17 protein-coding genes and 5 tRNA genes are annotated in these 18,335 nt (G+C 71.7%); 14 read left to right on the top strand and 8 right to left on the bottom strand.

What is annotated here, in order from left to right; all coding sequences use genetic code 11:
* Positions 1-18 precede the first annotated feature (18 nt).
* Together OG257_RS31340 and OG257_RS31345 are read right to left on the bottom strand one after the other, a co-directional pair.
* The gene (locus OG257_RS31340) at positions 19-471 is read right to left on the bottom strand and encodes a hypothetical protein (RefSeq protein WP_329212865.1); all 453 of its coding nucleotides are present in this window, start codon (positions 469-471) and stop codon (positions 19-21) included.
* A gap of 2 nt (positions 472-473) precedes the next feature.
* Entirely contained in the window at positions 474-833 is a 360-nt protein-coding gene (locus OG257_RS31345) for a hypothetical protein (RefSeq protein WP_329212866.1), read from the bottom strand.
* A 612-nt stretch (positions 834-1,445) separates the two neighbouring features.
* Here OG257_RS31345 and OG257_RS31350 point away from each other — a divergent pair.
* From OG257_RS31350 to OG257_RS31385, 8 genes are all read left to right on the top strand, one after another.
* Entirely contained in the window at positions 1,446-2,516 is a 1,071-nt protein-coding gene (locus OG257_RS31350) for a methionine ABC transporter ATP-binding protein (RefSeq protein ID WP_329212867.1), read from the top strand.
* The gene (locus OG257_RS31355) at positions 2,513-3,184 is read left to right on the top strand and encodes a methionine ABC transporter permease (RefSeq protein ID WP_329212868.1); all 672 of its coding nucleotides are present in this window, start codon (positions 2,513-2,515) and stop codon (positions 3,182-3,184) included. Before OG257_RS31350 ends, OG257_RS31355 begins: the two co-directional genes overlap by 4 nt.
* A 72-nt stretch (positions 3,185-3,256) precedes the next feature.
* Positions 3,257-4,123 carry a MetQ/NlpA family ABC transporter substrate-binding protein gene (locus OG257_RS31360; RefSeq protein WP_329212869.1) on the top strand — a complete coding sequence of 289 codons (867 nt, stop codon included), beginning with the start codon at positions 3,257-3,259 and terminating at the stop codon, positions 4,121-4,123.
* A gap of 102 nt (positions 4,124-4,225) precedes the next feature.
* Positions 4,226-4,912: a GNAT family N-acetyltransferase gene (locus OG257_RS31365; protein ID WP_329212870.1), complete on the top strand. Its 687-nt coding sequence runs from the start codon at positions 4,226-4,228 to the stop codon at positions 4,910-4,912.
* 122 nt (positions 4,913-5,034) lie between these two features.
* Positions 5,035-6,261 (top strand): precorrin-6y C5,15-methyltransferase (decarboxylating) subunit CbiE, encoded by a 1,227-nt coding sequence (gene cbiE, locus OG257_RS31370; protein WP_329212871.1) that lies wholly within the window; start codon positions 5,035-5,037, stop codon positions 6,259-6,261.
* Between the two features lie 333 nt (positions 6,262-6,594).
* Positions 6,595-9,993, top strand: a complete 3,399-nt coding sequence (gene cobT / locus OG257_RS31375; RefSeq protein WP_329212872.1) for a nicotinate-nucleotide--dimethylbenzimidazole phosphoribosyltransferase — start codon at positions 6,595-6,597, stop codon at positions 9,991-9,993.
* Positions 9,994-10,294: 301 nt separating this feature from the next.
* Positions 10,295-11,560, top strand: coding sequence for a uroporphyrinogen-III C-methyltransferase (gene cobA, locus OG257_RS31380; protein ID WP_329212873.1), 1,266 nt, complete (start codon positions 10,295-10,297; stop codon positions 11,558-11,560).
* Positions 11,553-12,377: a TrmH family RNA methyltransferase gene (locus tag OG257_RS31385; protein WP_329212874.1), complete on the top strand. Its 825-nt coding sequence runs from the start codon at positions 11,553-11,555 to the stop codon at positions 12,375-12,377. The genes cobA and OG257_RS31385 overlap by 8 nt, the downstream gene beginning before the upstream one ends.
* Here OG257_RS31385 and OG257_RS31390 read toward each other — a convergent pair.
* Positions 12,350-13,702, bottom strand: a complete 1,353-nt coding sequence (locus OG257_RS31390; RefSeq protein WP_329212875.1) for a serine/threonine-protein kinase — start codon at positions 13,700-13,702, stop codon at positions 12,350-12,352. The genes OG257_RS31385 and OG257_RS31390 overlap by 28 nt on opposite strands.
* A gap of 205 nt (positions 13,703-13,907) precedes the next feature.
* Here OG257_RS31390 and OG257_RS31395 point away from each other — a divergent pair, with 205 nt between their 5' ends.
* The 6 genes from OG257_RS31395 to OG257_RS37275 all read left to right on the top strand — a co-directional run bounded on the left by OG257_RS31395 (position 13,908) and on the right by OG257_RS37275 (position 17,766).
* The gene (locus tag OG257_RS31395) at positions 13,908-14,165 is read left to right on the top strand and encodes a hypothetical protein (RefSeq protein ID WP_329212876.1); all 258 of its coding nucleotides are present in this window, start codon (positions 13,908-13,910) and stop codon (positions 14,163-14,165) included.
* 188 nt (positions 14,166-14,353) lie between these two features.
* Positions 14,354-14,560, top strand: coding sequence for a hypothetical protein (locus tag OG257_RS31400; protein WP_329212877.1), 207 nt, complete (start codon positions 14,354-14,356; stop codon positions 14,558-14,560).
* A gap of 239 nt (positions 14,561-14,799) precedes the next feature.
* The gene (locus tag OG257_RS31405; protein WP_329212878.1) at positions 14,800-15,831 is read left to right on the top strand and encodes a phosphotransferase enzyme family protein; all 1,032 of its coding nucleotides are present in this window, start codon (positions 14,800-14,802) and stop codon (positions 15,829-15,831) included.
* Between the two features lie 65 nt (positions 15,832-15,896).
* Positions 15,897-16,199 (top strand): TFIIB-type zinc ribbon-containing protein, encoded by a 303-nt coding sequence (locus OG257_RS31410; protein ID WP_329212879.1) that lies wholly within the window; start codon positions 15,897-15,899, stop codon positions 16,197-16,199.
* Between the two features lie 117 nt (positions 16,200-16,316).
* Positions 16,317-17,669, top strand: a complete 1,353-nt coding sequence (locus tag OG257_RS31415; RefSeq protein WP_329212880.1) for an L-lactate MFS transporter — start codon at positions 16,317-16,319, stop codon at positions 17,667-17,669.
* Positions 17,650-17,766 (top strand): MFS transporter small subunit, encoded by a 117-nt coding sequence (locus tag OG257_RS37275; protein ID WP_443054508.1) that lies wholly within the window; start codon positions 17,650-17,652, stop codon positions 17,764-17,766. The genes OG257_RS31415 and OG257_RS37275 overlap by 20 nt, the downstream gene beginning before the upstream one ends.
* A gap of 56 nt (positions 17,767-17,822) precedes the next feature.
* Here OG257_RS37275 and OG257_RS31420 read toward each other — a convergent pair.
* The 5 genes from OG257_RS31420 to OG257_RS31440 all read right to left on the bottom strand — a co-directional run bounded on the left by OG257_RS31420 (position 17,823) and on the right by OG257_RS31440 (position 18,265).
* Positions 17,823-17,894 (bottom strand) — tRNA-Val (locus OG257_RS31420).
* Between the two features lie 23 nt (positions 17,895-17,917).
* A tRNA-Val gene (locus OG257_RS31425) sits at positions 17,918-17,989 on the bottom strand.
* Positions 17,990-18,008: 19 nt separating this feature from the next.
* Positions 18,009-18,080, bottom strand: a tRNA-Val gene (locus tag OG257_RS31430).
* 1 nt (position 18,081) lies between these two features.
* Positions 18,082-18,155 (bottom strand) — tRNA-Cys (locus OG257_RS31435).
* A 37-nt stretch (positions 18,156-18,192) separates the two neighbouring features.
* Positions 18,193-18,265: transfer RNA gene (locus tag OG257_RS31440), tRNA-Gly, on the bottom strand.
* Positions 18,266-18,335: the final 70 nt, after the last annotated feature.

Raw genomic sequence — 18,335 nt, forward strand, 5'->3', positions numbered from 1 at the left:
CCGCGGCAGGCCTGAGAGTCACGCGTTCCGCGCGCGGCGCAGCCAGATCATCCCGGTGACCGGCAGGATCACCGGGATGAACAGGTAGCCCATGCCGAAGTCCGACCACACCGTGGCATCGGGGAACGCGGACGGCTCCAGCAGGGTCCAGGTGCCGATGACCAGCACCCCCGCGAGCTCGGCGGCGCAGCACACCAGCGCCGCCCTGCGCGCCCTCTCGCCGCCCCGCACCAGCGAGTACGTGATGAAGCCGTATACGACTGCGGCGACGGCGGACAGGACGTAGGCCAGCGGCGCCTTGTCGAAGTCCAGGATCATCTGGACGATCGAGCGGGACGCGGCGGCCACGGTGAACACCCCGTAGAACCAGACCAGTACGCGCCCGGGTCCGGTGCCGAGCTCGAACTGCTGCTTCGGGCCCGCGGGTACGGGGGGAACGACGGAGTCCCCGGTGCGGTCGGTGTCGGTCACGGTCAGTTTCCCCAGATGTCGTAGAGCCGCACTTCGAGCACGGCCAGTACGACCGCGCCGGCCGCCACCGTCACCGAACCCCAGCGGGTCCGCTCGCTCAGCGACAGGAAGCCCGCCGCGGGCACGGCCGCGAAGGCGCCGATCAGATAGGCGATGAAGATCGTCATGCCCTGGTCGGGCCGCTCGCCCCTGGCCATCTGCACGATCCCCACCAGCAGCTGGACCAGTGCCAGCACGGATACGACGGCCATCCCGATGAAGTGCCAGTCCTTCGTGGGCTGGTCCCGGTACGCGGCGTAACCGCACCAGGCGGCGAGGGCGAGCGCGGTCACGGCGACCGCGACCGTCAGGGCGTCAAGCATGCAGTGAGGGTATTACGGACCCCGGGACCCGCTGCGTGCGGGCCCGGCCCCCGGGCGGGCACCGGCGTCCGGACCGCCCGGGCGTCCGGACATCGTGGCCTTGACCACAGCACGCGCCCGGCGAGGGCGGGCCGGGCACGGCGGGGGCGGCATGCCGCCCCTCGTATCACCGCAGGTCAGGGCGGTGTCCGGGGGAAACGGGGCCGGAGGGCGGGTGTCGCGGAGTGACCATCCACGACTGTCCGCTATCCGGACAGTTGGGCCTGCCGGAACGTTACGTCTGTTTTACTTGGGCCCATGACCACGACGAGCTACCGCATCCCTGCGACCGAGGCGATCACCACGCCCGGTGCTCGTTGTATGTGTCGAATGCGCGCCTTCTGAGGGCCCCCGCCTGAGCCTCGCGCCCCGAAGCGAGACCGAGCCCGCGCCGTCCGTAGCCAACGGATCGAGCCCGCCCGGGCATGCGCCGCGCCCCCGTCCACCGACGGGCCCGGCCGTGCCGAGACTCCCACCGGTCGACCACGAGACCACCGAGAACAGTCTCTTCAGACGAATGCCCCGTGCCCGGCGGACACCGCGCCGTGCACTCGACAGTGACGGAAACCCCCTGTGATCACCACTTCGGGCCTCACGAAGGTCTACCAGTCACGCGGCCGTGAGGTCACCGCCCTGGACGGCGTGGACCTCCATGTCCGCGAAGGCGAGGTCTACGGCGTCATCGGACAGAGCGGCGCCGGCAAGTCCTCCCTCATCCGATGCGTCAACCTGCTGGAACGCCCCACCGCCGGCACCGTGACCGTGGCCGGCCAGGACCTCACCGCCCTCGCGGGCCGCGGCAAGCGGGCCGGCAAGGAACTGCGCGAGGCGCGCAGCCGTATCGGCATGGTCTTCCAGCACTTCAACCTGCTGGCCTCACGCACCGTCCTCGGCAACGTCGAGCTGCCCCTGGAGATCCTCGGCGTCTCCGGCCAGGCACGCACCCGCAAGGCCCGCGAGCTCCTCGACCTCGTCGGACTCGCCGACAAGGCGAAGGCCTACCCGGGCCAGCTCTCCGGCGGTCAGAAGCAGCGCGTCGGTATCGCGCGCGCCCTGGCCGGCGACCCGAAGGTGCTGCTCTCCGACGAGGCGACCTCCGCGCTCGACCCCGAGACCACCCGCTCCATCCTGCAGCTGCTGCGCGACCTCAACCAGGAGCTCGGCCTCACCGTCCTGCTCATCACGCACGAGATGGACGTCGTCAAGACGGTCTGCGACTCGGCCGCGCTGATGAGGAAGGGCCGCATCGTCGAGTCGGGCACCGTCGGCACACTGCTGGCCACGCCCGGTTCGGAGCTGGCCCACGAGCTCTTCCCCGTCGGCGGCACGGCCTCCGGCCCCGACTGCACGGTCGTCGACGTCACCTTCCACGGCGAGGCCGCGGCCCGGCCGCTGATCTCGCAGCTGTCCCGTACGTACAACGTCGACATCTCGATCCTGGGCGCCGCGATGGACACCGTCGGCGGCAGGCAGATCGGCCGGATGCGCATCGAACTGCCCGGCAGGTTCGAGGAGAACGTCGTCCCGATCGGCTTCCTGCGCGAGCAGGGCCTCCAGGCCGAGATCGTGGACGGCGCGCCCGCCGGCACCACCGCCATCCCCGCACAGACCCCCGCCCCGCTCACCAAGGAGGTGGCGAAGTGACCTGGTCCGAAATGCAGCCACTGCTCACCCAGGGAACCATCGACACCCTCTACATGGTGCTGTGGTCCGCAGTCGTCACCGTCCTCGGCGGACTGCCGCTCGGTGTTCTGCTGGTCCTCACCGACAAGGGCGGGCTGCTCCAGAACACCGTGGTCAACAAGGTCATCGGCGTGATCGTGAACATCGGCCGCTCGCTGCCCTTCATCATCCTGCTGATCGCCCTGATCCCCTTCACCACCTGGGTCGTCGGCACCTTCATCGGTCCGTCGGCGATGATCGTGCCGCTCGCCGTCGGCGCCATTCCGTTCTTCGCGCGCCTCGTCGAGACGGCGATCCGCGAGGTCGACCACGGGCTCGTCGAAGCCGTCCAGTCGATGGGGGGATCCATCCCCACGATCGTCCGCAAGGTCCTGCTTCCGCAGGCGCTGCCCTCGATCGTCTCCGGTGTGACCACCACCGTCATCGTGCTCATCGGCTACTCCGCGATGGCCGGCGCGGTCGGCGGCGAAGGGCTCGGCTCCAAGGCCGTCACCTACGGATTCCAGCGCTTCGACAACCAGTTCATGCTCATCACCGTCGTGCTGCTGATCGTCATCGTGACCCTGATCCAGCTGATCGGCGACGGAGCCGTACGCCTGCTGGCCCGCCGGGGCCGCACCACCTCCTGACTTCTCCTCCCCAAGAAGCCCGAACTCCTTGTCCGGGCGCACCACCATCACCACCGGAAAGAGGCACTCTTCGTGCGTAAGAACATCAAGATCACCGCTGCAGCCGCCGCCACCGCCGCCCTCGCCTTCGGCCTCAGCGCCTGCGGCACGGACTCCGACCCGGCCGCGAAGGGCGAGACCGGCGCCAATGCCGACACCTCCAAGGCCCTCGTCGTCGCCGCGTCCCCGACGCCGCACGCCGACATCCTGAACTTCGTCAAGGAGAACCTGGCGGACAAGGCGGGCCTCAAGCTCGAGGTCAAGGAGTTCACGGACTACGTCCTGCCGAACACCGCCACCGAGAACGGCCAGGTCGACGCCAACTTCTTCCAGCACAAGCCGTACCTGGACGACTTCAACAAGAAGCAGAAGACGCACATCGTCCCGGTCGTCAACGTTCACCTGGAGCCCCTCGGTCTCTACTCGAACAAGATCAAGGACGTCAAGGACATCAAGGCCGGCCAGACGGTCGCCGTGCCCAACGACACCACCAACGAGGGCCGCGCGCTCCAGCTGCTCGCCGAGAACGGGCTGATCACCCTCAAGGACGGCGTCGGCACCGACGCCAAGCTCAGCGACATCACGGACAAGAAGGGTCTGGAGTTCAAGGAGCTGGAGGCCGCAACCGTGCCCCGCGCCCTGAACGATGTCGACGCCGCGGTCATCAACGGCAACTACGCCATCGAGGCCGACCTGAAGCCGGGCAAGGACTCGCTGGTGCTGGAGAGCGCCGACGGCAACCCGTACGCCAACTTCCTCGCCGTCAAGGAAGGTAACGAGAAGGACGCCCGCGTCCAGAAGCTCGCGAAGCTCCTCAACTCCGACGAGGTCAAGAAGTTCATCGAGGACACCTACCAGGGCTCGATCGTCCCGGCCTTCGGAGCGCCCGCCAAGTCCTGACCCTCCGGGGCCACTTGTCACACGAGCCCCGCACACCCCGCCCGGGGTGTGCGGGGCTCCGCCGTGCGGACCCGGCCATGCACATCAACGGCCCGATGCTGCATGCTGTGCCTTTACACGGTCTTCGGCATGGAGCTGCGCATGAATACCACCTTCCCGTCCATCTCCATCAGCACGGACAGGTTGGTGCTGCGCCCCTTCGACATGGCGGACATCCCCGCGTACATCGAAATGATGAACGACGAGCTGGTCACCGCCTGGACCGATGCGCCACACCCCTACACCCAGGTCGACGCGGAACGGTGGGTACGCAGGATCGCTCCCGCCGAGCGCACCCAGGGCAACGGCATCGTCTTCGCCGTCACCGAGTTCCTCACCCAGCGCCTCGTCGGCTCCGTCCGGCTCCTCAACACCGACTGGCGCACCCTGGCGACCGAGGTCGGCTACATCACCGCCCCCTGGGCGCGGGGCGAGGGATACGCCACCGAATCCGTCCTGGCCCTCGCCGAGTGGCTCTTCCGCGACCAGGGCTTCGAGCGCATCGAGCTGCGCACGGCCGCCGACAACACCGCCTCCCAGCAGGTCGCCCAGAAGCTGGGCTGCATCAGCGAGGGAGTGCTGCGCAACGCGCGGATAGCGCGGACCCGGACCGAGAACGGCACGGACGGCGGCTGGACGGACATCAGGACCGACCTGATCGTCTGGGGGCTCCTCCCCGAGGACCTCGAAGGCGTCGCCGAGCAACTGGCCGACGCGGGCGGTTACGGCACCTACAACGACTGGAACTGACGGCCTCCTCCGGCTTCCAGGAAGCCGCTGGCCGGCCCTTGGTACGGACCGGATACGCTCACCCTTGCTCCGCCGCCCCCGCGCAGAGCCCACGCCTGCGACACACCAGGAGACTGACGACGATGGCCGACCGGGTCACGGTGATCGGCTGGGACGGCTCGCCACTGACCAGAGCGGCCACGGCCGCGCTCTCGGCCGCCACGCTCGTCGCCGGAGCGGCCCACCACCTGGCGCTCCCCGAGGTCCCCGGGAGCGCCGAACGGATCCGCCTCGGCAGCATCGACCTGGCCGCCCGCAGGATCGCAGGCCACCGGGGCAGCGCCGTGGTCCTCGCCGACGGCGATCCCGGCTTCTTCGGGGTCGTACGCACCCTGCGCGCACCCGAGCACGGCCTCGAGGTCGAAGTCGTCCCCGCCGTCTCCTCGGTCGCCGCCGCCTTCGCCCGTGCGGGAATGCCCTGGGACGACGCCCAGGTCGTCGTGGCCCACCCGCGCACACTGCGCCGCGCGGTCAATGTCTGCCGCGCCCACCACAAGGTCGCCGTCCTCACCTCCCCGGGCGCGGGACCCGCCGAGCTCGCCCTGCTCATGGAAGGCGTCCACCGCACCTTCGTGATCTGCGAGGAGCTCGGCACCGAACGCGAACGGGTCACCGTCCTCACCTCCGACAAGACCGCCGACCACACCTGGCGCGACCCGAACGTCGTCATCGTCATCGGCGGCGGGCCCGAGAGTCCCGCCACCGGCGCCTGGATCGCCGGCCGCGAGCCGGTCCCTCCCCGGGGGGCCCGCGGCTGGGCACTGCCGGCCGGCACCTACGGACCCGTCGGGGCGGAGCCCGGCGAGGGCGAGTCGCCCGGCCTGCGGGCCGCCCAGCTGGCCCGCCTCGGCCCGCGCACCGGCGACCTGGTCTGGGACATCGGCTGCGGCAGCGGCGCCCTGGCGGTGGAGGCCGCCCGCTTCGGCGCGGCGGTCCTGGCCGTGGACAGCGACCCGGACGCCTGTACCCGTACGACGGCGGCGGCCCGGACCTTCCAGGTCCCGGTCCAGGTCGTCCACGGCCGGGCCCCGCACGTTCTCGAACGCCTGCCCGAGCCCGATGTCGTACGGATAGGCGGCGGCGGCGTTCCCGTCGTCACCGCCGTCGCCGCCCGGCGCCCGGAGCGCATCGTCACCCATGCCTCCAACCGGGACGAGGCCGAAGCCCTCGGCGCGGCGCTCACGGAGAACGGCTACACCGTCGAATGCGCACTGCTCCAGTCCGTCGAACTCGACACCTCCGCTTGGGTCGAGCGCGAACGGTCCGTGGTGTTCCTGCTCTCCGCACTCCGTTCCGACCTCGCCCCCTGAGCTGCTCGCCACGGAGCGCGAGGTAGGCTGACCGATTGTTGTACCGCGCCCGGCCGTTCGTCGCTTCGTTCGTCAATGTCCGGAAAAGTGGCCCGTTTTGGTCCGCGATGTGGTACGGCGAACCCGGGGGACGCGCAACGTGGCGCAGTCCACAGCAAGCCGTGGCAGAACTACCTGTCGCGGCGGCGAACGACCGCGAGAATGTATAGCTCCGCGCGCGTTTCGTGCCGCGCGGCGAGCCCGCTCGTTCTTGTTGACGAGCACCGGCGTGCCGTGGTTCGGGCATCCCGGGCGAAGGGCCGAAGGAGCACTGACGATGGGCGAGGGGTACGCATGACTGACACCGGCCAGATCCCGGGCGAGGGACTGCCGGAGAACGCAGGCATGGTGGAGCAGCCGGGCATCCCCGCCCCGGACGCGTACACCTACCTCGACCCCTCCGAGCACGCACCCGAGGACGAAGACCTTCTGCTGATGCCCGCGCCGCAGGGCGCGTGGAGCGACGCACCCGCCGCACCGGCGCCCGCGCCGTCGGGCCTGCCCGAGCAGCCGGCAGGACAGCAGTCCGCCTTCCAGCAGCCGCAGTACCACGCGCATGTTCCGGCACAGGGCCAGCCCCTGTACGCCGCCGAGGCGCAGACGGCCGCCACCGGCACGCACGAGTCCGGAGGCCGTGATTCCGGCTCCGTCGACCTCAACGGGGTGCGGATCCCGGCCCCCGCCCCGGTGCAGACTCCCGCCCAGGTCCCCGTCGCCGCCCAGGCCGCCGCCCCCGCGCGGCGCCCGCTGCACCGCGGCCCCGTCTCCGGCGACACCCCCTCCTACGGCGGTGCGCCGAGCGGCGGCGTCGTGCGCTCACTCGCCGACCGCGGCCCTGCCGGCGCCCCGCAGAGCCCGATGCCCGCACGGCACGCCGGGCCGCCCACGACGGGCCCCGAGTACTTCGACATCCCGGCCGACGGCCAGGCCCCGCTGCCGGGCCCGCAGCTGGGCGAGATCCCGCCCCAGCTCGCCGGCCCGTGGGGCGCGCAGGCACCCGAGCAGGCTTTCCGGCCCGAACCCGTGCCGGCGACCCCCGCAGAAACGGTCGCCCCGGAACCGGTCGTTTCGGAACCGGTCGCCCCGGAACCGGTCGCCGAGACGGCACCGGCCGCGCAGAACGGGACTCCTGAAGGACTTCCCGAGGAGGTCTCTGAGGGAACTCCCCTCACGACGCCCCTCGATGCGCCGGTCGAGACCGCCGCAGCCGAGCCCATGGGGCAGTTCGTGCCCGTGGAAGGCTCCGTGCCGACGACTCCGCACCTCGCCCCGACGCCCGCCGCCCCGGCTGCCGACCCCGTACAGCCGGAAGCCGTGGCTGTGACGGCTGAGGAGGCCCGGCCCGACGCGGTCGTCGAGCCGGAGCCCTATGTGGCCGCCCCGGCCACTCCTGTCGCCCCCGAGGCCGCCCCGGAAGCCGTTGCGCCGATCGCGCCGGAGCCCATCGCTCCCGTGGTGACCGTCGAGCCGGTGCCGGTGGAGGCCCCGGAGCCCGAGGAGGCGGTCGAGGCGCAGGACCTCGTCGCCCCGGTCGAGCCGGTCACGGTTGCCGAACCGGCGCCCGTCGCGGTGGCCGAGCCGGTTGCCGTGGCGGAGCCCGAGCCGGTCGCGCTCGTGACGCCGGCACCCGTCGCCGAGCCCGAGCCCGAGCCCGAGCCCGTCGCGGAGCCCGTCCCCGTACCGCAGGCCGAACTCCCCGCAGAGGCCGAGGCCGAACCGGGTACCGGACCGGAGATCATCGAGACTCCGGCCCTGGAGATCCCTGCCCCGGCCGCCGAGCTCCCGGACAGTGCGGCGCCCGAAGCCGTGACGACGGACGCCGAGCCCCGCGAGGCCGAGGCGGTGTCCGCGCAGGCGGCTCCCGCCGGGGCCGTCTTCGTCGAAGCGGCTCCTGCCGGGGCTGTTGCCGCCGAGGCCGCTCCTGCCGCGGCCCCCGAGGCCGCCGAACCGTCTCCCGTGTCCCCGCCCGCCCCCGGCTACGACGACGCCGAGCGCGAAGCCGTCCTCAAGGTCATGCGCGAGCGCCGCGACATCCGCAACGGATTCCGCAGCGACCCCATCCCGCACGAGGTGCTGCTCCGCGTGCTCGAAGCCGCGCACACCGCACCGAGCGTCGGCCACTCCCAGCCGTGGGACTTCGTCGTCATCCGGTCCGCGGAGACCCGCCGTTCGATGCACGAACTGGCGCAGCGCCAGCGGGAGGCGTACGCCAAGTCGCTCCCCAAGGCCCGGGCCAAGCAGTTCAAGGAACTGAAGATCGAGGCCATCCTCGACACCCCGGTGAACATCGTCGTCACCGCGGATCCCACCCGCGGCGGCCGCCACACCCTCGGCCGGCACACCCAGCCGCAGATGGCCCCGTACTCCTCGGCGCTCGCCGTCGAGAACCTGTGGCTCGCCGCCCGTGCCGAGGGCCTCGGAGTCGGCTGGGTCAGCTTCTTCGACGAGCGTGAGATGGTCCGCGCCCTCGGCCTGCCCGATCACCTCGAAGTCGTCGCGTACCTCTGCGTCGGTTACGTCGACGAGTTCCCCGAGGAGCCCGAGCTGATGCAGGCGGGCTGGTCCAAGCGCCGCCCGCTGTCCTGGGTCGTCCACGAGGAGACGTACGGCCGTCGTGCCCTGCCCGGCGAGGAGCCGCACGACCTGCTGCAGGACACGATCGCGAGCATCCGCCCGCTGGACGCGAAGGCGCTCGGCGAGGCCTGGGAACGCCAGAAGCGGATGACGAAGCCCGCAGGCGCGCTCGGCATGCTGGAGATCATCTCCGCCCAGCTGTCCGGACTCTCGCGGATCTGCCCGCCGCCGGTCCCGGAGCCCGCCGCCGTCGCGATCTTCGCCGGTGACCACGGGGTGCACGCCCAGGGCGTCACCGCGTGGCCGCAGGAGGTCACGGGCCAGATGGTCGCCAACTTCCTCGGCGGCGGAGCCGTGTGCAACGCGTTCGCGGCCCAGGTCGGCGCCGAGGTCTGCGTGGTCGATGTCGGAGTCGCCTCCGACCTGCCCGCGACACCCGGCCTCCTTCCCCGGAAGGTACGCCCGGGGACGGCCGACTTCACGACCGGCCCGGCGCTCACCCGCGAGGAGGTCCTCGCGGCGATCGAGGTCGGCATCGAGACCGCGCGGGACCTGGTGGCGGCGGGCAACAAGGGCCTCCTCACAGGTGAGATGGGCATCGCCAACACCACTGCGTCGGCGGCCCTGATCTGCGTGTACACGGGCATGGACCCGGCCGAGGTGACCGGGCGGGGCACCGGGATCAACGACGAGATGCACGCCCGCAAGGTCGATGTGGTCCGGCGCGGCCTGGAGCTGCACCAGCCCGACCCCGCCGACCCGATCGGCGTGCTGGCTGCCGTCGGCGGCCTGGAGCACGCCGCGATGGCGGGCTTCCTGCTGGGTGGCGCTTCGCTCCGCACGCCCGTCATCCTCGACGGTGTGAGCGCGGGCGCGGCTGCCCTGGTCGCCCGTGCGATCGCCCCCGAGGCGCTCGCCGCCTGCATCGCCGGACACCGCAGCGCGGAACCCGGCCACGTCGCCGCCCTCAACAAGCTGGGCCTGCGCCCGCTGGTCGACCTGGACCTCAGGCTCGGCGAGGGCACGGGCGCCCTGCTCGCCCTGCCGATCGTGCAGAGCGCGGCGCGTGCGATGCACGACGTGGCGACCTTCGACTCAGCAGGAGTCACGGAGAAGTAGCGGGCTCCGCACCGCAGGAGGACCGGTCCCACCCGGGTGGGACCGGTCCGCGTGTGCGGGCACGACCGAGGACCGGGGACGGGCGGAGCCCCGGTCACAGGCAGGGCGGGCAGGGACACAAGCCCGCCGCGCGCGCCCACCGGACCCCCGCACCGCCACCCCACCACCGCCCCCACCACCCCGTATCGTGGTTCCGACCGCCACAGCCACACGTCACAGCCTCACGTCACAGCCGCTCCACCGCCGCAGCGGCCCGCAGCACACCGCACCCTGCACCCCTGCACGAGGAGCCCGCACCGCCATGGCCGAGCACGACGATCACCCTGCCTACCCAGTCGGACTGCGCCTGACCGGGCGCCGCGTCGTCGTCATCGGCGGCGGCCAGGTCGCGCAGCGCCGGCTGCCCGCCCTCATCGCTGCCGGCGCCGACATCACCCTGGTGTCCCCGTCCGCCACCCCGTCCGTCGAGGCGATGGCCGACGCCGGTGAGATCCGCTGGGAGCGCCGCCGGTACGAGGACGGGGACCTCGCGGACACCTGGTACGCGCTGGTCGCGTCCACGGACGCCGCAGCCAACGACGCCGCGTCCGCCGAGGCGGAGCGCACCCGCACCTGGTGCGTCCGCAGCGACGACGCGGAGGCGGCAACCGCCTGGACACCGGCCACCGGCCGCAGCGAGGGCATCACGGTCGCCGTCCTCACCACCACCTCGCAGGGCCGGGACCCCCGCCACTCCGCCGCGGTCCGCGACGCGATCGTCGAGGGCCTGCGCGACGGCACCCTCGCCGCCCCGCACCACCGCACCCGTGCCCCCGGTGTCGCCCTGGTCGGCGGCGGCCCGGGAGACCCCGACCTGATCACGGTCCGGGGCCGGCGGCTCCTGGCCGAGGCCGATGTGGTCATCGCCGACCGGCTCGGTCCCCGCGATCTGCTCGACGAACTCCCGCCGCACGTCGAGGTGATCGACGCGGCGAAGATCCCGTACGGCCGCTACATGGCCCAGGAGGCGATCAACCAGGCGCTGATCGACCACGCCAAGGCGGGCAAGGCCGTCGTCCGCCTCAAGGGCGGCGACCCCTTCGTCTTCGGCCGCGGGATGGAGGAGGCCCAGGCGCTGGCCGCCGAAGGCATCGCCTGCACCGTCGTCCCCGGCATCTCCAGCTCGATCTCCGTACCGGGGGCGGCCGGCATCCCGGTCACCCACCGCGGAGTCGCCCATGAGTTCACCGTGGTCAGCGGTCACGTGGCCCCCGAGGACCCGCGCTCGCTGGTCGACTGGGAGGCCCTCGCACAGCTGCGCGGCACCCTCGTCCTCCTGATGGCCGTCGACAAGATCGGCGCCATCGCCCGTGCGCTCATCTCCCACGGCAAGTCCCCCGACACCCCGGTCGCCCTGGTCCAGGAGGGCACCACGGCCGCTCAGCGCAGGGTCGACGCGACCCTCGCGGACGTCGGGGAGCGGGTCGTCGCGGAGGACGTGCGTCCGCCTGCCGTGATCGTCATCGGTGCCGTCGTCGGCGTCGGCACCGGCCCGGTCACCGGTGAGGAAGCATCGTCCCGTGGCTGAGCTCATCACCGTCGACGACCCCGACGACCCGCGTCTGAGTGACTACACCGGCCTCACGGACGTCGAACTCCGGCGCCGTCGGGAGCCCGCCGAAGGCCTCTTCATCGCCGAGGGCGAGAAGGTCATCAGACGGGCCGGGGACGCCGGGTACGAGATGCGGTCCATGCTGCTCTCCGCCAAGTGGGTCGAGGTGATGCGCGATGTCATCGACGAGGCCCGCGCACCCGTGTACGCGGTCACCCCGGAGCTCGCCGAACGCGTCACCGGTTACCACGTGCACCGCGGCGCCCTCGCCTCCATGCAGCGCAAGCCGCTGCCCGGCGTCGGCTCCCTCCTGGCCCCGGAGTCCGGGAACGTCCGCCGGGTGGCCGTCTTCGAGGACATCGTCGACCACGCCAATCTCGGCGCGGCCTTCCGCAACGCGGCAGCACTCGGCGTCGACGCCGTCCTCCTCACCCCGCGCTGCGCCGACCCCCTGTACCGGCGGGCGGTGAAGGTGTCGATGGGGTCCGTCTTCCTGGTCCCGTGGACCAGGCTCGGTTCATGGCCCGAGGACGTCGACCTGATCCGCTCGGCCGGCTTCACCACCGCCGCGCTCTGCCTCAGCGAGCAGTCGATCACCCTGGACGCCCTGGCCGCACGTCAGCACGAGAAGCTGGCGCTCGTCTTCGGTACCGAGGGGGACGGGCTCACCCCCGAGGCGCTCGCCGCCGCGGACGCACACGTCCGCATCCCGATGGACGCCGGCGTCGACTCGCTCAACGTCGCCGCGGCCTCGGCCGTCGCCTTCTACGCGACGCGGCCCGCTTCCGCCTGAGTGGACGTGGACCGCGCCACCTGCTGATCCACGGCCCGGTACGCCTCGTGGGTCCCGGACGGGTTGCCGCCCAGCCCCTGCGAGGGGCCCTGGCAGCCCTGCGCGGCCGCGATCCCCAGCGCCACGAGCAGGGTCACGACGACGAACACGACGAGCCGCTGGCGCAGCAGCCGCGGATTGGCGGGCCGCCGCTTGCCGCCCTTCCCGGTGGAGGTCGTCCGGACCCCGGGGCGGGTGCCCGGTCGACCGTTCGTTCCGCCGGTGCCCTGCGGACGCTTCCCGGGGTGTGCGCTGCCGCGCGATGCCTGGGGGCGTGAGCCGCCGGTACGGGGCGGAGCCGAGCGCGACGACGAGGGGCGCCCGGCCGCAGGACGGGGCGCCGGAGTGGGCCCGGCCGCCGCGCGCCGGGTGTGCTGCTCGGTGTACGGGCCGTCGAGGAGACCGGTCGGCCGGTCCAGTTCCTGCTCGGCCCGCTGGGCGGGCGGCCTGCGCTCCTGCAGTCCCTGCGCCTCGCGCGCGGCGATCTCCTTGAGCCGCATCGAGAGCTGCAGAGTGCTCGGCCGCTCCTCCGGGTCCTTCGCCAGACAGGCGCGCACCAGCGGAGCGAGCGCATCGTGCACCTCGAAGAGATGCGGCTCCTCGTGCACCACGCGGTAGAGCATCACCTCTGAACTGCCGTGCCCGAAGGGCGAGTCGGCCATCGCCGCGTACGCCAGTGTGGCGCCCAGCGAGAACACGTCCGTGGCGGGCGTCACCGCCGCGCCCCGCACCTGCTCGGGCGCCAGGAAGCCCGGCGAGCCGACAGCCGTCCCGACATGGGTGAGCGTGCTCGCCCCGGTCGCCCAGGCGATACCGAAGTCGATGATCCGGGGGCCCTTGGGGGAGAGGAGGATGTTCGACGGCTTCAGATCACGGTGGACGACCCCGGCCTCGTGCACCGCCACCAGTCCTTCGGACAGCGCCGCACCGATGGAGGCCACCTCCGCCGCCGACAGCGGCCCCTCCTCGACGACCTTGTCGTGCAGCGAAGGCCCAGGTACGTACTGCGTCGCGAACCACGGCCGGTCCGCCTCCAGGTCGGCGGCCACCAGACGCGCCGTACAGCCGCCGCGGATCCGTCGTGCGGCGGAGACCTCGCGCGCGAAGCGCGAACGGAACTCCTGATCCTCCGCCAGATCCGGCCGGATCACCTTGAGCGCCACCCGCTGGCCCCTGCGGTCGGAACCCAGATAGACCACACCCATGCCGCCGGCACCGAGTCGCCGGTGCAGCCTGAACGAGCCGACGACACGCGGGTCCTCGCGCCGGAGCCGCATCATCGCCATCGTCTGCCCATCCCCGCTGCCGGTCCGCCTGACGAGGCACAGCTTACGTACCCGTGGCGCGGCGCGCTCAGAGGCCGCGCCCTCGCCGTCCCATCGATTGTCAGTGCCCGGTGGGAGAATTGAGGAGTGGTCAGGGAGCCGGAGATCCAGGCCCTGTGACCCGTGCGAGATCTCAAAGGACCGTCGCAGAAGGGGGATTGGATCAATGAAGGGCGATCGCGTGGAGATAGTCGTGGACGCGGGAGACACGACTCGGACGTACGAGGTGGTGGCCTCCAGGGCAGGCCGCCGGGTGGAGACAGCAGTCCGTCGAGGGGTGGTCGAAGTGAGCGAAGTCACCCGAAGTGGATCAGTTGTCCGAACCGCCCGCTTCATGGCGACCAGGGTGCTCGCCCTGGTCGAACAACCGGTCCCCAGGGAGGACGACTCCGAGCGTCCCCTCCGGGAAGACCCCAAGGCGTAGCGCCGCGTCTCCACCCAGGGGAGTACACCGAATGCCGACGGCTCATCCTCCGGGAGGCCCGGTAATCGGTACGCGGGCATGACGCCCGAGGGCTTCCGCCTCCCTAATGTTGAAGTCAAGCGGCGGGCGCAGAACTCGTCCCCCGAGGTCGAACGCCCGCCGCTCCGAAACAGGTCAGGAGAGGAACCATGGCGGACACGGCAACGCGGACCATGATCCGCGCACAGGGACGCAGGGCTTACGCCTCGTTCGGTGCACGCCCGTCCGGTACGCGCCACCCCCTGGTGGCGACAGCCATGGTCCTTCCCCTGGCGGCCCTGCTCGTAGTCGTCTTCGGCGGCTGGGACGCAGTGGTCACACAGGCGTCGTCCGTGGGCGTGATGCTGGGGCGCTGAGCGGCGTCCCGGGTCCGGAAGAGCGGTCCGGACCAGGACATCCGGCCAACAACCCCGTGGGGACGGGGGTGCGGCGGACGGCAGCGTTTGTCCGGCCAGCTGGGGAGCTGGCCGGACATCGCGCTGTCCGGGCCGCTTCAGGGCTGCCGGGCGACCTCCGGCCGGGCGGTCACGCCCCGTACGCTCGTCGCCGGGACCGGCCGCCGGGCCGGCCGATCACCGCCGGGGGAGCCCCACCGATGACCACCACCCCTGTCGTACGCGTACTGGGCGACCTCGCCCATGCCGGCAGCCACGTTCGCGCCGTCGCGTGCGACTGCGCCCCGCCCCGGGTGCTCGCCGACCGGCCCGACGGAACGGTGGTCCGCAGCGGGCCGGTGGTGGCCAAGGCGCACGCCCCGGACACCGACCGCCCGGCCCTGGCGGCCCGCATCGCCCTGGCCGCCGCACCGCTCCTCGCGGGCATCCTGCTCCCGCCCCTGCCGGTACCCGCACCCCGTCAGGAGCCGGAAACCGCGGTGCGTCCCGCACCCGGCCGCCCGGCGGGCGCGCCTCCGGCCGTCCTTCCCGGGGTGACACCCGACGGGCGCCCCGTCAGCCTCTGGCCGCACGGCGAACCCGTCGACCCCTCGGACCCCGACGCCGCTCCCTGGGAGGAGGCGGGCACCCTCCTGGCCCGGCTGCACCGCACCCCGCCGCCCCATCCGCTGCCGCCCATGCGCGGGCCCGCCAAGGCCGCCCGGGCCGTCGCGCGGATGTGTGCCGCCCGGCCCGGCGACCCGGACACCGCTCCGGTGCTCGCAGCCTGGCGCGGCCTGCCCGCCTGGGCCCGTGACGAGGCGCCGGCCGACGGACTCCGGGCCCGCTTCGTCTGCCACGGGGACCTGCACCTCGGGCAGCTCGTCCGCCATCCGGCCCCGCACGGCCCCTGGCTGCTGATCGACGTCGACGACGCGGGCCTCGGCGACCCCGCCTGGGACCTGGCGCGCCCCGCGGCCTGGTACGCGGCGGGGCTGCTGGCGCCCGAGGTCTGGCTGCGCTTCCTGGCCGCCTACCGGGCCGCGGGCGGCCCCGCCGTACGCGCAGAGGGGGACCCGTGGCCCGACCTGGACGTCGCCGCGCGCGCACTCACGGTGCAGACGGCGGCGCTCGCCTTCGCCAAGTCCGCGGCGGAGGGCCGAAGTCCGGATGAGGTGGAACAGTTGATGATCGACGCGTGTGTCCGAATTGCGTCCCTCCCGCCCGAGTTGACACCCGACCTCTCGTCGTAGGGTGAACCGACTGCCGCCGGGCATGCATTCCGGCGACATCGAAACGACGGTGAGGAGCCGGCCCGATGATCCAGTGTCCCAAGTGCCATGCGCAGATGAACACGTACAACCGCAACGGTGTCCAGATCGAGCAGTGCACCGGCTGCCGCGGGATATTCCTCGACTACGGCGAGCTGGAGTCGCTGACCCGCCTGGAGTCGCAGTGGTCGCAGCAGGCCCCGCCCGCTCCGCCCGCCCCGCAGGCGTACCCCGCCGCCCCGCAGGCGTACCCCGCGGCCCCGGCTCCCGCGTGGGGTGCGCCGCACCACGGCGGGCACCACGGACACCACCGCCAGAAGAGCTTCGGCCGGATGCTCTTCTCCTCCTGAACCCCTGCGGGGCCCGGGCGCGTTGCGTCCGGGCCCGTCGCGCCGCATTGCATACCGTCGACGAAGTTCGGTTCCTGATCTAGTCATGAGCATGATCGCTGCCTAGAGTGCGGGGCCATGAACTTCCTCGACAGGTCCCGAACTGTCGCGCCCCCGGGCTGGAGCCGCTGGCTCGTGCCACCCGCCGCGCTCGCCGTGCACCTCTCCATCGGACAGGCCTACGCCTGGAGCGTGTTCAAGCCCCCGCTCGAATCCGCCCTCGGGCTGTCGGGCACCGTGAGCGCCCTCCCGTTCCAACTGGGCATCGTGATGCTGGGCCTCTCCGCGGCCTTCGGCGGCACACTCGTCGAACGCAACGGTCCCCGCTGGGCGATGGCCGTCTCCCTCGTCTGCTTCTCCTCCGGCTTCCTCGTAGCCGCCCTCGGCGCGGCCACCGGCCAGTACTGGCTCGTCGTCCTCGGCTACGGCTTCATCGGCGGGATCGGGCTCGGCATCGGCTACATCTCTCCGGTCTCCACCCTCATCAAGTGGTTCCCCGACCGCCCCGGCATGGCCACGGGCATCGCCATCATGGGCTTCGGCGGCGGCGCCCTCATAGCCTCGCCCTGGTCCACGGGCATGCTCGAGAGCTTCGGTACGGACCGCTCCGGCATCGCGACCGCCTTCCTCGTCCACGGCGTCGTCTACGCGGCGTTCATGGCGCTCGGCGTCCTCCTGGTGCGGGTGCCGCCGGACGGCTGGCTCCCCGACGGCTGGGAGCCGAAGCAGGAAACCCGCAGGCTCGTCACCAACGCCCAGGTCTCCGCCCGCAACGCCCTGCGCACACCGCAGTTCTGGTGCCTGTGGGTGGTCCTGTGCATGAACGTCACCGCGGGCATCGGCATCCTCGAGAAGGCCGTGCCCATGATCCAGGACTTCTTCGCGGACACCTCCACCCCGGTGTCGGTCTCCGCGGCGGCAGGCTTCGTCGCCCTGCTCTCGCTGGCCAACATGGGCGGCCGTCTTCTGTGGTCGTCCACCTCGGACCTGATCGGCCGCAAGAACATGTACCGCGTCTACCTCGGTGTCGGCGCGCTGATGTACGTGATGATCGACCGGCTCGGCAACGACTCCAAGCCGCTTTTCATCTGCTGCGCGCTGGTGATCCTCTCCTTCTACGGAGGAGGGTTCGCGACCGCTCCCGCCTATCTGAGGGACCTCTTCGGCACGTACCAGGTCGGAGCCATCCACGGCCGGCTGCTGACCGCCTGGTCCACGGCGGGCGTGCTCGGTCCGCTGATCGTCAACAGGGTCGCCGACGCGGGGGAGCGCGCAGGCCACAGCGGTCCCAGCCTCTACTCGACCTCCCTGACCATCATGATCGGGCTGCTGATCGTCGGCTTCGTGGCCAACGAGTGCATACGCCCCGTCCATCCGCGCTTCCACGAGACATCGGAAGGGAGCAGCCCCCGTGTCCACCAGGAGTCGTAAGCCGCTCATGGTCCTCGTCTGGCTCTGGGTCGCCGTGCCGTTCGGCTACGGGCTGTACGAACTGGCCCGCAAGGCCACCCAGCTCTTCACCGGCTGACCCGCAGGACAACGAAGAAGCCCCCGGTCGTCGAGACGACCGGGGGCTTCGAACGGTGCGCGATACTGGGATTGAACCAGTGACCTCTTCCGTGTCAGGGAAGCGCTCTCCCGCTGAGCTAATCGCGCAGGGTGACCCTGCGTGTACTGCGTGCGCGATACTGGGATTGAACCAGTGACCTCTTCCGTGTCAGGGAAGCGCTCTCCCGCTGAGCTAATCGCGCGGGGGTCCTTGCGGACCGGTGGACGATACTGGGATTGAACCAGTGACCCCTTCCGTGTCAGGGAAGTGCTCTCCCGCTGAGCTAATCGTCCTTGGAGGTGGAGACGGGATTTGAACCCGTGTAGACGGCTTTGCAGGCCGTTGCCTCGCCTCTCGGCCACTCCACCAGGGATGGGGGTTCGGGAAGATCCCCCACCTTCTGCGAGCGGACGACCAGGTTCGAACTGGCGACCTCAACCTTGGCAAGGTTGCGCTCTACCAACTGAGCTACGTCCGCTTGTCATTCCCGGTCGGCTTGCGCGTCCCGGTGACGTGTTGAACTCTAGCGGATTCCCGGGCCAGCACAA

The organism is Streptomyces sp. NBC_00683, assembly GCF_036226745.1.
Lineage (GTDB): Bacteria > Actinomycetota > Actinomycetes > Streptomycetales > Streptomycetaceae > Streptomyces.

Coding starts and splice junctions, on each gene's coding strand:
- cobT (WP_329212872.1), top strand. CDS start 6,595: ATGACTGACACCGGCCAGATCCCGGGCGAGGGACTGCCGGAGAACGCA.
- OG257_RS31365 (WP_329212870.1), top strand. CDS start 4,226: ATGCTGTGCCTTTACACGGTCTTCGGCATGGAGCTGCGCATGAATACC.
- OG257_RS31415 (WP_329212880.1), top strand. CDS start 16,317: ATGAACTTCCTCGACAGGTCCCGAACTGTCGCGCCCCCGGGCTGGAGC.
- OG257_RS31395 (WP_329212876.1), top strand. CDS start 13,908: ATGAAGGGCGATCGCGTGGAGATAGTCGTGGACGCGGGAGACACGACT.
- cobA (WP_329212873.1), top strand. CDS start 10,295: ATGGCCGAGCACGACGATCACCCTGCCTACCCAGTCGGACTGCGCCTG.
- OG257_RS31410 (WP_329212879.1), top strand. CDS start 15,897: ATGATCCAGTGTCCCAAGTGCCATGCGCAGATGAACACGTACAACCGC.
- OG257_RS31345 (WP_329212866.1), bottom strand. CDS start 833: ATGCTTGACGCCCTGACGGTCGCGGTCGCCGTGACCGCGCTCGCCCTC.
- cbiE (WP_329212871.1), top strand. CDS start 5,035: ATGGCCGACCGGGTCACGGTGATCGGCTGGGACGGCTCGCCACTGACC.
- OG257_RS31405 (WP_329212878.1), top strand. CDS start 14,800: ATGACCACCACCCCTGTCGTACGCGTACTGGGCGACCTCGCCCATGCC.
- OG257_RS31400 (WP_329212877.1), top strand. CDS start 14,354: ATGGCGGACACGGCAACGCGGACCATGATCCGCGCACAGGGACGCAGG.
- OG257_RS31390 (WP_329212875.1), bottom strand. CDS start 13,702: ATGGCGATGATGCGGCTCCGGCGCGAGGACCCGCGTGTCGTCGGCTCG.